Annotated in this window: 15 protein-coding genes; 9 read left to right on the forward strand and 6 right to left on the reverse strand. The window is 37.9% G+C overall.

Annotated elements, in window-relative coordinates:
• Positions 1-6 precede the first annotated feature (6 nt).
• The gene (locus tag HY58_RS14185) at positions 7-447 is read left to right on the forward strand and encodes a Rieske (2Fe-2S) protein (RefSeq protein ID WP_039133228.1); all 441 of its coding nucleotides are present in this window, start codon (positions 7-9) and stop codon (positions 445-447) included.
• Complete coding sequence (locus HY58_RS14190; RefSeq protein WP_039133230.1) at positions 444-1670, forward strand: hypothetical protein; 1227 nt, start codon at positions 444-446, stop codon at positions 1668-1670. Before HY58_RS14185 ends, HY58_RS14190 begins: the two co-directional genes overlap by 4 nt.
• On the opposite strand, the gene HY58_RS14195 is transcribed toward HY58_RS14190, so the two are convergent.
• Positions 1667-2095, reverse strand: a complete 429-nt coding sequence (locus HY58_RS14195; protein WP_039133233.1) for a hypothetical protein — start codon at positions 2093-2095, stop codon at positions 1667-1669. The genes HY58_RS14190 and HY58_RS14195 overlap by 4 nt on opposite strands.
• Positions 2096-2147: 52 nt before the next feature.
• Positions 2148-3845 (reverse strand): DUF262 domain-containing protein, encoded by a 1698-nt coding sequence (locus tag HY58_RS14200; RefSeq protein WP_039133236.1) that lies wholly within the window; start codon positions 3843-3845, stop codon positions 2148-2150.
• A 243-nt stretch (positions 3846-4088) separates the two neighbouring features.
• On the opposite strand from HY58_RS14200, the gene HY58_RS14205 reads away from it, so the two are divergent.
• From HY58_RS14205 to HY58_RS14225, 5 genes are all read left to right on the forward strand, one after another.
• Positions 4089-4592 carry a gamma-glutamylcyclotransferase family protein gene (locus HY58_RS14205; protein ID WP_039133239.1) on the forward strand — a complete coding sequence of 168 codons (504 nt, stop codon included), beginning with the start codon at positions 4089-4091 and terminating at the stop codon, positions 4590-4592.
• Positions 4593-5134: 542 nt separating this feature from the next.
• Positions 5135-5527, forward strand: coding sequence for a single-stranded DNA-binding protein (locus HY58_RS14210; RefSeq protein ID WP_039133242.1), 393 nt, complete (start codon positions 5135-5137; stop codon positions 5525-5527).
• A gap of 66 nt (positions 5528-5593) precedes the next feature.
• Complete coding sequence (locus HY58_RS14215; RefSeq protein WP_039133245.1) at positions 5594-6628, forward strand: DUF932 domain-containing protein; 1035 nt, start codon at positions 5594-5596, stop codon at positions 6626-6628.
• 134 nt (positions 6629-6762) lie between these two features.
• Entirely contained in the window at positions 6763-7638 is an 876-nt protein-coding gene (locus HY58_RS14220; protein WP_039133248.1) for a caspase family protein, read from the forward strand.
• Positions 7639-7648: 10 nt separating this feature from the next.
• Positions 7649-8182 carry a heme-binding beta-barrel domain-containing protein gene (locus tag HY58_RS14225; RefSeq protein WP_172644662.1) on the forward strand — a complete coding sequence of 178 codons (534 nt, stop codon included), beginning with the start codon at positions 7649-7651 and terminating at the stop codon, positions 8180-8182.
• Here the strand turns inward: HY58_RS14225 and HY58_RS14230 are convergent, their stop codons facing one another.
• From HY58_RS14230 to HY58_RS14245, 4 genes are all read right to left on the reverse strand, one after another.
• Positions 8183-8626, reverse strand: coding sequence for a DUF2147 domain-containing protein (locus HY58_RS14230; RefSeq protein WP_039133251.1), 444 nt, complete (start codon positions 8624-8626; stop codon positions 8183-8185).
• Positions 8623-9405 carry a sterol desaturase family protein gene (locus HY58_RS14235; RefSeq protein WP_039133252.1) on the reverse strand — a complete coding sequence of 261 codons (783 nt, stop codon included), beginning with the start codon at positions 9403-9405 and terminating at the stop codon, positions 8623-8625. The genes HY58_RS14230 and HY58_RS14235 overlap by 4 nt, the downstream gene beginning before the upstream one ends.
• Before the next feature lie 148 nt (positions 9406-9553).
• Positions 9554-10366, reverse strand: a complete 813-nt coding sequence (locus tag HY58_RS14240) for a class I SAM-dependent methyltransferase (protein ID WP_039133254.1) — start codon at positions 10364-10366, stop codon at positions 9554-9556.
• 116 nt (positions 10367-10482) lie between these two features.
• Complete coding sequence (locus tag HY58_RS14245) at positions 10483-11061, reverse strand: Crp/Fnr family transcriptional regulator (RefSeq protein ID WP_039133256.1); 579 nt, start codon at positions 11059-11061, stop codon at positions 10483-10485.
• Between the two features lie 37 nt (positions 11062-11098).
• On the opposite strand from HY58_RS14245, the gene HY58_RS14250 reads away from it, so the two are divergent.
• Both HY58_RS14250 and HY58_RS14255 read left to right on the forward strand, forming a co-directional pair.
• Positions 11099-11662: a Crp/Fnr family transcriptional regulator gene (locus tag HY58_RS14250; protein ID WP_039133258.1), complete on the forward strand. Its 564-nt coding sequence runs from the start codon at positions 11099-11101 to the stop codon at positions 11660-11662.
• Between the two features lie 119 nt (positions 11663-11781).
• On the forward strand, positions 11782-12564 hold the full coding sequence (locus tag HY58_RS14255; RefSeq protein WP_039133260.1) for a methyltransferase domain-containing protein: 783 nt from the start codon (positions 11782-11784) through the stop codon (positions 12562-12564).
• The last annotated feature ends 7 nt before the right edge of the window (positions 12565-12571 follow it).

Consider the following 12571-nt stretch of genomic DNA (forward strand, 5'->3'; position numbering starts at 1 on the left):
GCAAACATGAATAGAAAAGACTTTATACTTAAATCCTGCTCTGCCTGTATTGGTGCATCAACTCTCTTCGCACTTTTTAGTTCCTGTGCTACTACTCAGTTTGCTAATGGTCAATTAACCAAAGACGGAATATTGATTGATGTAAAAGAGTTTGAGCTGAAAGAAAAAAATAAACACCGATTGTATATCGTTGTACGAAACGAAGCGTTGCTTTTCCCAATATGTGTTTACAGATTCAGTGATACTGATTACGCCGCCCTTTGGATGCAGTGTGCTCACCAGGGCGCAGAACTAAATGTAGCTGGTGATTATCTCCAGTGCCCTGCGCATGGAAGCGAGTATGATAACCGAGGCAAAGTAACCAACGGTCCTGCGGACAGAGATCTGAGGACATTTCCCGTAACGCTTAACAACAACCAAATCTTTATTGATTTAAGAAAAGCATGAGAAAAATAATACTAAACATTCTATCCGTTTTCATTTCATCTGTTGTCGTTGCTCAGATAGACCCGGCATTATTAAGAAGAACTTCAAAGGATACATCGGGATTGTTACTTAACATGGATGCGGTATACAACCGTCCCTTTCTTCAGTTAGGCAAACTGCCTGTTGCATTGGGTGGATATGCAGAAGCCAATTACCAGTATTTACAGGAAGATGGTATATCGGAAGGACATCAGTTTCAAATGAGACGATTGACATTGTTTGTATCTTCTTCCATTTCGAAAAGAATTAAATTTTTGAGTGAGATTGAATTTGAAGATGGTACTAAAGAAATCAATATTGAATTTGCATCTGTTGATTTTGAGTTTGCGCCCCTTTTGAATTTGAGAAGCGGTATTGTTATGAATCCGATTGGAGCTTTCAATCAAAATCATGACGGGCCGAAATGGGAATTTATTGACAGGCCAATTTCTGCCACCCAAATCCTTCCGGCCACCTGGAGCAATGTGGGTTTTGGTGTATTTGGGAAAAAATCATCCAAAGATTGGGTATATGCTTACGAAGCCTACCTCACCAATGGATTTGATGATAAAATAATTGACAATGCTGAAAACAAAACTTTTCTCCCAGCCAGTAAAGAAAATAAAGACCGGTTTGAAGAAAGCTTTAACGGAAGTCCATTGCTTACAGGTAAGGTTGCAGTAAGAAATCGAAAAATTGGTGAATTAGGCTTATCATACATGGGTGGTGTTTACAATAAATTTGAAGATGATGGATTGGAATTGGATAAAAAAAGAAGAGTGAATGTATATGCAATAGACTTTAACAGCACACTCCCAAAAATCAATACTTATATCAATGCTGAATGGGCTTGGGTGAATGTGGATGTTCCTGAAACGTACACTGAACAATTTGGCAGAAAACAACAAGGCGGTTTTATTGACTTTGTGCAACCTGTTTTTAAGAAACCTGTGTTTGGCTTTGAAACGTCAGTTATCAATGCAGCCTTGCGTCTTGAATATGTGGATTGGAATAAAGGAAAGTTCAAGTCCACAGGTGATAATATCAGTGACGAAGTATTTTCCATTGTTCCTGCCATTAGCTGGCGACCCACTGCACAAACAGTGATTCGGTTGAACTATCGGTACAACTGGCAAAAAGATATTTTAGGCAACCCACCCGCTAAGCTGGCAGGATTTCAGTTTGGGGTGACTACCTATTTTTAAATTTCAGCCTTAATGGTGATGGCGCATTTTTCAAATTCTGAACTCAAAAGTTTTATAGGAATTTTATCCGGGCAATACTTAGTGGTTTCTATTAAGTAAACTACTCTCAGGTTGGTAAGCGGCTTTAGCCATGCCAAATATTCCCGAAGATGTTCTGCAATTTGCTTAACCGTTGTATTAGGTTTCTCTTTTATTACCAGTATTAATTTCCCATTCTTTTCACTGGTCAGGAATCTTGCTGCTTTCAGCATTGCACCTAAATACCCCTTACGACTTGTTCCAGTATCACACTCCATAATGATGTACTCATTCTCCTTTTGCAAAACTGTGTCTGGCTTATACCCTTTAGTCAGTTGTCCCCCTGAATTGAGAACCACATAACCTTCGGCACTGTGCAAGAGGTTCTTAAATAATTTGTCTTTCATCGCTTCGCTGTAATAAGGGTGATTTTAAAGATGCAACAGCCAATTCTAAAGGCTATTTTACTTGGGGCAAAATGCAATTCAAAATCAGATTCGCTCTTGATTTAGTAAAGTCTTCAAATTTATCCTCTGTCCACAACGTTTCATCAGCAGGGATTAAGTGACGCTTTACAAAGGCAGCTTTATCAGTTACATGATTATTGATCCAATCCTTGAAAGGACTTGCATTTTTTAATCCCCTGTTGGTGCTGAAATCTATTAGTTGAAAGTTTCTGATACTATTAATTTTTGCTGGTTCAATCTTTAGCGATTCTAATATTGATTTCGGCATGATGTGGTCAATATCATTTACCCTTATAGTCTGTCCTCTGTCGTACATTAGGTAATAAACAAATGAACTTTCTAATTCATCGAGGTTATCGGTAGTATAAGTTCTGGTAAACGTAATTGGATGGTCTGTATAAACCTGGAACAATTCATCGGCTGGGAAATCTTTGTTTTTAAAGTGCTGTATTTTATCCAATAATTTACGGATACCTGTTTTGTAAGGTATCCATCCTGCACCCTTGCTTTTGAATACTCCATTAATGAGAGAATGGTATATCCATTTCTCCAACCTTGGGTGTTCCGCATTTTTAGCATCGAAATTGGCAAAGAAGTTTTCTAATTCTTTATCGCTTATTTGCTTGTGAAAAAGATGATAGGCGATAAAAAACAATGGAATAAAGGAACGGTTGGCATCTTTATAGTAATAATACAATTTTGAATTAATGAGAAAGTCCTTGAGGCATTTCAGGGTAACTTTAATCCTTTCTCTGTTTTTTATGGCGAATTGAGCATCGGCTGCTTCAATTGCCGCCATTTCTTTTTTATGATTGTCCTGCAATAGGAAAATTAACTTGATAAGATTGTCCTGTGTTAATCCAATTTCTTCATAGCTCTTTAATGTTTCTTCCAAAAAGCCTTCCATTTCCCATTCAAAACCTTTGAGCACAGAAGCTACCAAATCAAAAGAAGAAAGCTTTGTGCCGCCATCGTTCAACCTTCGGAATAACTCAACGATTCTTTGTTTATTGGTTATTTCATCAAATGATTTATTCACTGAGACTTTTGAAATACCGAGACAATCTGCTGTCAAAGTATTCTTGTAAAACGCTTTTATGTTTTTTTCAACATGTTTTCTTTGAATAGCATCTTGTATATTTTGCGTCTTTATTATTTCTTCAGCAACCTGGTCTTCATCGTTGGTATCTTTTAATCTTTTTAGCAAGGAGCTGGCAAGATACCAGTTATGTTCAGGGATTGTTCTGTCTTCATTTCCCTTTGAATTTTTGGGTAGTTTACTTTCTTCTTTCTCAAACTTAAATTCAAATTCATTATTATAATCGCTGAACAAATCAAAATACAACACCTTGCCATTTATACTTCCTTTTAAACCAATATAGAAGGATTGCATTCGCTGTTGTCCGTCAATAACAAAATTCTGTAATTGGGTTAGAGTATCTACTTGTCTTGAATTTATGACACCACCATCTTTTGTGAATGTCCTGTAATTAAAAAGAGGTTTACTTCCTTTTTCTTCTTCTATCACCATAACACCGCCGAAAGAATCTCCCTTCAGAAGTGTATCAAACAATAATTCCATTTTTTCCTCATCCCATACCAGCCGTCGTTGAATAACAGGGAGAACAAACTTTTCCTCTTCGATTTCGTTGATTACGTCTGATATTTTATATGATTTCCAGATTGCCATAAACAGTTAATTGCTGAATTGCTAATATAACCAGATTTGCTAAATTACCAGGAGACCCGGCACAGTCCTTCTGCCTTATCAAACATCCCCTCTTATTATGACAGATGGCAGAACCACTGTGCCGGTCAATGATACTGGGAATTGAGCTTGGCTATTGGCAGATACAACTAAACTGTCCTGCCAAGCACAATTCCAGATAGTCAAAGACGCAATATAATTTTGTAATCCAAATCTCAATACCACATGTTGATTTTTGCTTACGGCTCAAATATGAATCTGAACAGGCTTACAAAACGGGTTCCTTCAGCAGTGAAGGTTACCAACGCATTTCTTACAGGTCACAAAGTAGTTTGTAATAAAATTAGCAACGACGGTTCTGCAAAGGCGAATATTATAAAGACAAATGTTTCTGCCGAATTTGTTTGGGGAGTATTGTTTTCCATTGATAGCAATGAGAAAGCCTTGCTTGATAAAGCTGAAGGTTTAGGTAAAGGTTACACTGAGGGTACATTTACATTTTTTGATGAAATCAATAACTCTTACGCTGCACAGATTTATATTGCCGATAGTAACTCTATAGATAATACTTTACTACCGTATGATTGGTATAAAGAATTTATTGTAAGTGGCGCTATCCAGAATAAATTACCTGCCGAATATATTTTACAGCTACAATCTATTACCTGTATTCGTGACCATGATGAAGCAAGAAGAACTAAAAACTATTCTATTCTGTCAGGCAAGTAGTATTCTTTTGTTACCAGCTTTAGAATCTTTAGTCATCTTCTGTTGCGACGCTCCGTTCATCGTTCTGTTCTTCTATCATCAAAGACCCGGTGCAGTACACCTGTCTTATTTCTTTTTCGCCTGCGGCAAATAAGCCCGGAGAACTGCACCGGATAATCATTATTGGGAATTGAGATTGCTTCATTCTTCAGCAAACACAATTCCAGACAAACAAATCTCAGCGCAATTTCAAGTGATATTTCTTTTCCCTTCTCTTAAAGACACAACAAGCAGTTATAACCTGTTTTGTAAGAAAATGGGCAAAGCGAAAGCGAAGTTATGCGGCTGCATTGATGATTTATTAAATGCCAAAAAGACTACGGCATAAACAACGCTATTCCACACTACTTCAGATTTAATTTATTCCGTTTCCTTTTTGTTTTTCCTGCAGCCGCCTTACTGTAAGGCTTTCTTTTTTTCCATTTTTTCTTTTACAAAACAATTTTTTTTCATCATCAGAACACAATTAAACAATCATTTTTTAAACATTTAAAATTTCAGTTATGGAAATCATCGGAAGAATTACAGCAGACGCAACCGTTAGCGAAACAAAAGCAGGGAAAAAAGTAGTGAACTTTTCCATTGCTATCAATGACACTTACAAAGCAAAAGGAAGCACGGAGGTACAAAAGTTTACGACTTATGTAAACTGTTCGTACTGGATTAATCCGGGTGTATCGGCTTATTTAACCAAGGGCACGTTGGTGGAGTGTTATGGCCGCATTGGTGCAAACGCCTGGACAACCAAAGAAGGCGAAGTAAAGGCCAGCCTCACTTTTCATGTCAATACTATTAAACTGCATGGCCGTTCAAATGGTAGCAATGCTACTCCTGCACCAGTAGTGTCAATGACGACCGCACCAGCCGCAGAAGTAGTGGACGATTTACCATTCTAATCAACAAGGCATCTCACCGCAGGCGGGATGCCTTTCATTTATTAATCATTTAAAAAAAATACAACTATGGCACACAATATTAATTTCAATGAACAAACAGGTAAACACAGCTTCTTTTCAGTAAAAGAAAAAGCATGGCATGGTTTAGGGCAAATTGTGGAAGACTATCCCAGCAGTAAAGAAGCATTGCAATTTGCAGGGCTTGATTTTGAAGTATTGAAACGACCCAATACACACCGTTTAGATGATGGTACAGAAGTGATCTCTAAAAGTTCATTCTACACTTACCGTCCTGATACGGGTGCAGTATTGGGCGACCGATTAGGTAAGGATTATGAAGTGGTGCAAAATGCAAATGCTTTCAGTTTCTTTGATGCTATTGTAGAAGGTGACGGCATTCAATATGAAACTGCCGGAGCATTAGGCAAAGGCGAAAAGATTTTTATAACAGCTAAACTTCCCGGCTATATCAAAGTGGGCAACGATGATATGATTGAAAAGTATTTATTCCTTACAACTTCGCATGATGGTTTTGGAAGCATCATGGCAGCGTTTACACCCACAAGAATTGTTTGTAACAATACCCTCAATGCTGCTTTGAAAAACTGTAATAATTCCATTAAGATCCGTCATACCGCCAATGCAAAAGAACGATTAGAAGAAGCTCACAAAGTAATGGGAATATCTAACCGGCTTTCTGTACAGTTAGAAGGGATTTTTAATCAATGGGCAAAGGTTCGTATTACCGATAAGGAAGTACAGAAACTGATACAATTGGCAATGGTTCCAAATAAAGAAGTATTGCAGAATATTGAAAAAGGTGAACTGGATGAACTAAGTACTTGTTTTAAAAATATGTGCGATGATGTGTATGAGTATAACATGAGCAGCCCATCACAACATTATGAAACAACAAAGGGAACAGTGTTTGGCGCTTATAATGCAATCACCGGTTATTTTCAGAATGTAAGAAATTACAAAGATGACGAAGCCAAAATGAAATCATTGTTATACGGCGGCACAGCACAGCTAAGAACACAAAAAGCCTTTCAGCTTTGTGAGGACTTTGTAAAGAGTGAAATGGTGGGTATCTACAATTGACGGTTATTAAGGGGCATTGCAAGATGCCCCTTGATCTTATAAAAAAGCTGCCCCGCAACATTGCAGCAGAGTTTAGAAAATGGCGGGGCAGCTTGGGGTTTGGTGAAGATAACTTGTATCGGTAAATTTGGATAATGCGCTATACTAATCAAATAGAACCCGTCAGGAAAGCCCTGATAATTGGTAGCCCTGGTACTGAGGGTGTGGATTATTTGTATAGTGCCTCAACAGATGTTACGAATATCACCAATCACTTGCTTTCTTCAAGAGGAGGTAAATGGAAGGATAACGAGATACAAGTGCTATGGAATCCAGGCATTGCAGAATTAGCTGCAATTATTGAAAATATAATCGCAGATTATCTTTTTGTTTATTATGCCGGGCATGGTTATGAAACTACTATCGGAGAAAGAAAAATATGCTTAAGTGATGCGGATGTTTCTGACTTTTTTCTGCTGAATAAAAGCCCCCGGCAATTAATTGTAATTGACGCCTGCCGGGAAAAAGAATATCCCGCAATCAGTGGTATTCCGGAGGAGGAAGAATGGTTGCCATTTGATGGTTATTACCCGGAAAGAGAGGCATTCGATAATTATATTTTGCAGTCGCCGGTTGGAAAGAAAATAATCCATGCTACAAAAAGCGGGTTTGCCTCATGGGAAGATAAAAAAGGGAAAGGTGGAGTATTCACCACAAACCTCATATTAAGTACAAGGAAGATTCAGTGTAATGATTTATATGCACCCATTAGCATCGAGCAGTCAATATGGAAAGCCAGGAAAATGATTAAACAGGCAGGCGATGAACAAGAACCCGAAATTGTTTATTCAATCGGCAATCTTCAGGTTCCGTTTGCTGTGTATGTTAAAAGCGAAGTAAAGACAGTTTATTCAAATCCCGCCAATTACAATAAACCCCGAACTATGTTAAGAAGAGAGCCATCAAATTCCGGAGCATTAACCTTTGGCTTACTCTTACTTGGGATTGCGTTATTTGCTGATGCTGATTAAACTTCTTTTTATGAGAAAAACATTATTGATTTTATGCTTACTAACACCCTCTATTTTTTTTGCTCAATTATCAAAAAGAGACAGTCTCTGGCTTTTGCTAAAGCCTTTCATCGGCAGTTGGAAAGGTGAAGGTGGCGGTGAACCGGGTAAAGGGAAATATGAAAGAAGCTATCAATATATTCTCAACAAACGATTTATTGAGATTCGTAATAAGTCAACGTATGAGCCAACAGCACATAACCCCAAAGGTGAAGTGCATGAGGATATTGGTTATTTCAGTTATGATAACGGCAGAAAGACTTTTATGCTACGGCAATTTCATATTGAAGGGTTTGTAAACCAGTTCAAACTTGATAGCATTTCACCGGATAGGAAGACATTGGTTTTTATAACTGAATCAATAGAGAATATTCCTACCGGGTTCAGAGCAAAAGAAACTTATCGCATACTCAGCGATGATGAAATAGAGGAAACATTTGAAATAGCAGAGCCGGGAAAAGAATTTGCTGTTTATTCAAAAGTGAAACTGGTACGTCAGAAATAATCAATTCGTTCGGGTCCATGTTTCCGTTCTTCCGAATAAGGATATGCCAACATAACCCCTTACTTTAAGTGTGTTCTTATCTTTTAAATACATATAGGAGCTATATGTCTTCCCGCTTTCAGGGTCGTAAATATCGTCGCCCTTCCATTCATCATCACCATCAAACTTAAACCCTGTAAGCATCAGCAACCCGATAATCGGATTACTGCGTTTCGCTTTATCCGGATTGTTTGCATCAACCCTTTGCTTCCCGTTCTCAATAGAATTTTTGAGCCAGATAATTTTACCATAAAACTTTTCACCTGATTTATATATCTGGATTTTCGCTGGTTCTTTACCACCGGTAAGCCAGATGCCAATTATATCATCTGCTTTGTTTTGAGATTGAGCAGCAAAACAAATCAGTGAGGCAATTACAGCAAGGGATGCTATTCTTTGTTTCATATTTTGCAACTTTCAGGCAAAGGTTTTTCTCTTTGTTTCAGGTTTTCAAATGCTGTATCGTAATCAGGCCGCAGGGTTCCCATCAACCTGTCCCAAATTGTAAAGTACAAACCGTAATTGCCTTTAAAAAACTGGTGATGCTGGTTATGGCTTACAGACGTATTCATCCATTTACCCAGCCAATGCTTATTAAATCCTTTCGGATATATTTCAAATCCCAAATGTCCATATACATTATACACAAGACTGATAACAAAAAACCACATCAGGTGAATGCTATGAACAGGAATAGTAAACAGGAAGATGACAAAAATCATTGACTCCACAACTGCCTCCAACGGATGAAAAGCATAAGCCGCCCACGGCGATGGATTGGTAGATTTATGATGTACCAAATGCACCATTTTAAAAAGCCAGGGATGGTGCATAATACGGTGAGCCCAGTAAAAATAGGTGTCGTGCATTAAAAGCATTAAGGGAAATGCAAGTATAAAATAAACCGTTCCATGTTCATCAATATGCGTATAAAAAGTAGTGTGTGGTCTTATTGCATCACTATAAAGCATGAGCAGCGGGGGAACAGAAAAGATAATTACAGAAAGAGTTGAAAAGCCTAATTCACGGGCATAGTCTTTCAGCTTTGGAAATTTTTCCTGTATCTTTTTATAAGAAAGTTTTTTTCTGAAAAAAACATAATACACAAGGAAGAAAGGCAGTGAGATGAAAAAATATTTCACCGCATTATCAAGTAGTAAATACACAAACTTGTCAAGGCTCATAATTCTGAATTTTAATACTCAAAACTATAAACCGTAAAAGTCATAAAAACTAACCTGGGTTACTTTCATTTCCCTGTTAACCTTCAGATGGGAAATGACCGATCAAAAAATATATGTACTATGACCGTCTTTCCGGTAACTAAAATGTTCAACGCATAACTGTCACCCTTAAGAAAGTAGCAGGTATAGACGTGGTATTCTTGTTCGTGCTTTTGTTTTGGCTATTAAACAAAGCTTCTAGTTCATTTTGAAGATCCAACGATTTGCCATTTTTTTCAGCTGCTTCAAAAGCATTCATCGTGGGGCCGTAATAGGTTTTGAAGTTGTTGACAAGTTCTGACGGTGGATAAGAGGCTTTAAATGTAAAAGTATCTTTAATGAATGATATGTTTTCTTTTGCTACGCCGGCTTTACCAAAACGTTCTATGACATTGTTCTCTACACCCCATAACATAGGGCTAATGAAACCCTCCGGTGGTGGCGGTGTGTAGGCAGAACTTATCTTTAGTATTTGCGCTACCAGGGTGGGGTCTCCCGGTATCCAATTCCCCATGATGATTCTTCCTCCCGGACGGGTAACACGAACCATTTCGCTGGCTACATCAAATGGTTTTGGTGCGAACATTGCACCAAAAATGCTTACCACAAGATCAAAAGTCTGATCTTTCAGGTCATGTAAATCTGTCGCATCACCCTCTTGGAAAGTACAATTTGTAAGTCCTTCAGTTTCTGCCCGCTTGTTTCCTGCTTCAACGAGATTACTTGCTATATCAACACCTAAAACATTAGCTCCCAATTTTGCTTCAGGAATTGCAGTAGTGCCATCACCACAACCGAGATCTAAAACGTTAATATCTTTTGTAATCCCAAGTTTGCTTACCAGTTCGGTGCCGCTTTCCCTCATAGTTTCGGCAATTCGGGTGAAGTCTCCTTTTTCCCATAATGCTTTGTTTGGATTCATCGTGTTTTATTTTAGAATACCAAATTAAAATTTATAAATGATTTTTCAACTTCTTTTATCATTCCAAAATGTTTTCTGCCAATCGCAGGATGACTGAAAACTAACCTGAGTTATATTCATTTCCCTGCTAACCTACGCCGTAAGCGGCTAAGGCTTTGGGATTCTATACCAAGATAACCTGCCATATATTTTACAGGTATTCTTTGCAAAGCCTGCGGGAAAGTATTTTCAAGAGCAAGGTATCTTTCTTCAACGCTTTGCGTTTTACGGTTTTGTTCGTTCAGCAGAACAAGCCTTAATTCTTCAGCAAGTATGAGGCTGAATAAGGTTTCAAATTTTGGATTCGCTTTAAAAATGAAAGACAGATGTTCTTTATTTAATACAAGTGCTTCGCAATCTTCAATAGCAATAAAGTTTTTGTGTGAAGGATGGTTATTAGTCAGTCCTTCGGTATAAGTAAAAAAGCATCCTTCATGTTTAAATTCAGAAGCCTTTTCATTACCGGTATCGTCAACAAAAGTTGTTACAATAAATCCTTTATTTAAGAACCCGATAAACCGACAGTACTCCCCGGCCCTCAAAATATAATCACCCTTTGCATACTTTTTAAAGTCGCTGTATTTGAGGCTTTCCTCAATCTCTTCCCGGCTGATTTCAACCCGTTGTTTGATATAATTGATAACTTGCGAATACATTGGTAATAGATGTTACAAAAATAGATTAAATTAAAGAATGGATGCTCTCTTTCAATATTTTAAGAAGTTCAACCCGCTTTCAAAAGAAGCAGAAAAAGCGATTGCAGAAATAAGCAGCATAGTTGCCATTAAAAAAAACAAAGACTTGCAGCCAATTGGCCACACCTGCAAAACAATTTATTTTATCAAAAAGGGAGTAGCCCGCATCTATTATTTTAAAGATGGTATTGATATTACTGAACGCTTCTTTTTCGAGAACAGTATTATTGCAAGAGTGGAAAGTTTATTTACCGGCAAGCCAAGCCGCAAAGCGATACAGATCCTGGAAGATGCAGAAATTATTGCCATCAATTCCACACAGCTTTTCAAATTGTATGATACCTACCCTGAGATAGAAAGACTGTTTCGAAAAATATTTGAAGCAGCTTATGTGGAAACTGTAAACCGCATTGAAGGAATACAGTTTCATTCAGCAGAAGAAAGATACAATGCCTTGCTCAATGAAGCCCCGAATGTATTAATGAGAGTTCCTCTCAAATATGTTGCTTCTTACCTCGGTATTACCCAGGTAAGCCTCAGCCGGATCCGGGGTCACCGGTAATTATTTATCTTATGTTAAAGGAATACTGGCTTTAAGTTTTCACCTTTATGTGGTGAAAATGTTTGAGCTCTATGCAGACTATTTTCAGTTTTTTTTATTGAACAGTTAAATAAATAAAAATGGAAACAACTATCACCAAAAAAGTTGATGCTGCAGAGCTTGAGCAGAAAGTAAAAAAGATGTATAGCGATGTTGCACTTAATCCTAAAGGCGAATATCATTTTGAAATGGGGCGGGGACTCGCTGAAAAATTGGGGTATGAAAAAAATGACCTGGATCGTATACCTGCTGCTGCCATTGATTCATTTGCCGGTGTAGGATATTATTTTGATATGGCAAATATCAAAGAAGGGGAACATGTACTCGACCTTGGAAGCGGCTCAGGGATGGACGTTTTTGTTGCCGCATTAAAAGCAGGTAGCTCCGGACATGTTTCAGGTGTTGATATGACGGATGATCAATTGAACAAAGCAGAAAGCCTTCGAAATGAATATAAACTTGAAACTGTTTCCTTCCACAAATCCTACATTGAAAAACTTCCTTTTAATGATGCAGTTTTTGATGTGGTCATCAGCAATGGTGTTATTAATCTTTGCCCGGATAAAGAAAAAGTGTTTGCAGAAGTGGCACGGGTACTGAAGCCTGAAGGACGGATGGTTATAGCTGATATTGTTACAGAAAAACAACTCCCCGAAAATGTTGTTTGCAATTCTACACTTTGGGCTGCCTGTATCGGTGGCGCAGCACAGCAGGATGATTACCGGAATGCTATTGAGAATGCCGGTATGGAAATGCTTATTGTCAGAAATAATGATGCCTATGGTTTCATTTCTAAATCAGCCCGAGGTGCTTCAAAAGATTATGGTGTGAAAAGTGTTTCACTTTTTGCGCAAAAGAAATAATGACGAA

This window comes from Flavihumibacter sp. ZG627, assembly GCF_000814325.1.
Taxonomy (GTDB): domain Bacteria; phylum Bacteroidota; class Bacteroidia; order Chitinophagales; family Chitinophagaceae; genus Flavihumibacter.

Coding starts and splice junctions, on each gene's coding strand:
- HY58_RS14255 (WP_039133260.1), top strand. CDS start 11,782: ATGGAAACAACTATCACCAAAAAAGTTGATGCTGCAGAGCTTGAGCAG.
- HY58_RS14185 (WP_039133228.1), top strand. CDS start 7: ATGAATAGAAAAGACTTTATACTTAAATCCTGCTCTGCCTGTATTGGT.
- HY58_RS14235 (WP_039133252.1), bottom strand. CDS start 9,405: ATGAGCCTTGACAAGTTTGTGTATTTACTACTTGATAATGCGGTGAAA.
- HY58_RS14245 (WP_039133256.1), bottom strand. CDS start 11,061: ATGTATTCGCAAGTTATCAATTATATCAAACAACGGGTTGAAATCAGC.
- HY58_RS14210 (WP_039133242.1), top strand. CDS start 5,135: ATGGAAATCATCGGAAGAATTACAGCAGACGCAACCGTTAGCGAAACA.
- HY58_RS14225 (WP_172644662.1), top strand. CDS start 7,649: ATGAGAAAAACATTATTGATTTTATGCTTACTAACACCCTCTATTTTT.
- HY58_RS14230 (WP_039133251.1), bottom strand. CDS start 8,626: ATGAAACAAAGAATAGCATCCCTTGCTGTAATTGCCTCACTGATTTGT.
- HY58_RS14200 (WP_039133236.1), bottom strand. CDS start 3,845: ATGGCAATCTGGAAATCATATAAAATATCAGACGTAATCAACGAAATC.
- HY58_RS14240 (WP_039133254.1), bottom strand. CDS start 10,366: ATGAATCCAAACAAAGCATTATGGGAAAAAGGAGACTTCACCCGAATT.
- HY58_RS14215 (WP_039133245.1), top strand. CDS start 5,594: ATGGCACACAATATTAATTTCAATGAACAAACAGGTAAACACAGCTTC.
- HY58_RS14205 (WP_039133239.1), top strand. CDS start 4,089: ATGTTGATTTTTGCTTACGGCTCAAATATGAATCTGAACAGGCTTACA.
- HY58_RS14250 (WP_039133258.1), top strand. CDS start 11,099: ATGGATGCTCTCTTTCAATATTTTAAGAAGTTCAACCCGCTTTCAAAA.
- HY58_RS14220 (WP_039133248.1), top strand. CDS start 6,763: ATGCGCTATACTAATCAAATAGAACCCGTCAGGAAAGCCCTGATAATT.
- HY58_RS14195 (WP_039133233.1), bottom strand. CDS start 2,095: ATGAAAGACAAATTATTTAAGAACCTCTTGCACAGTGCCGAAGGTTAT.
- HY58_RS14190 (WP_039133230.1), top strand. CDS start 444: ATGAGAAAAATAATACTAAACATTCTATCCGTTTTCATTTCATCTGTT.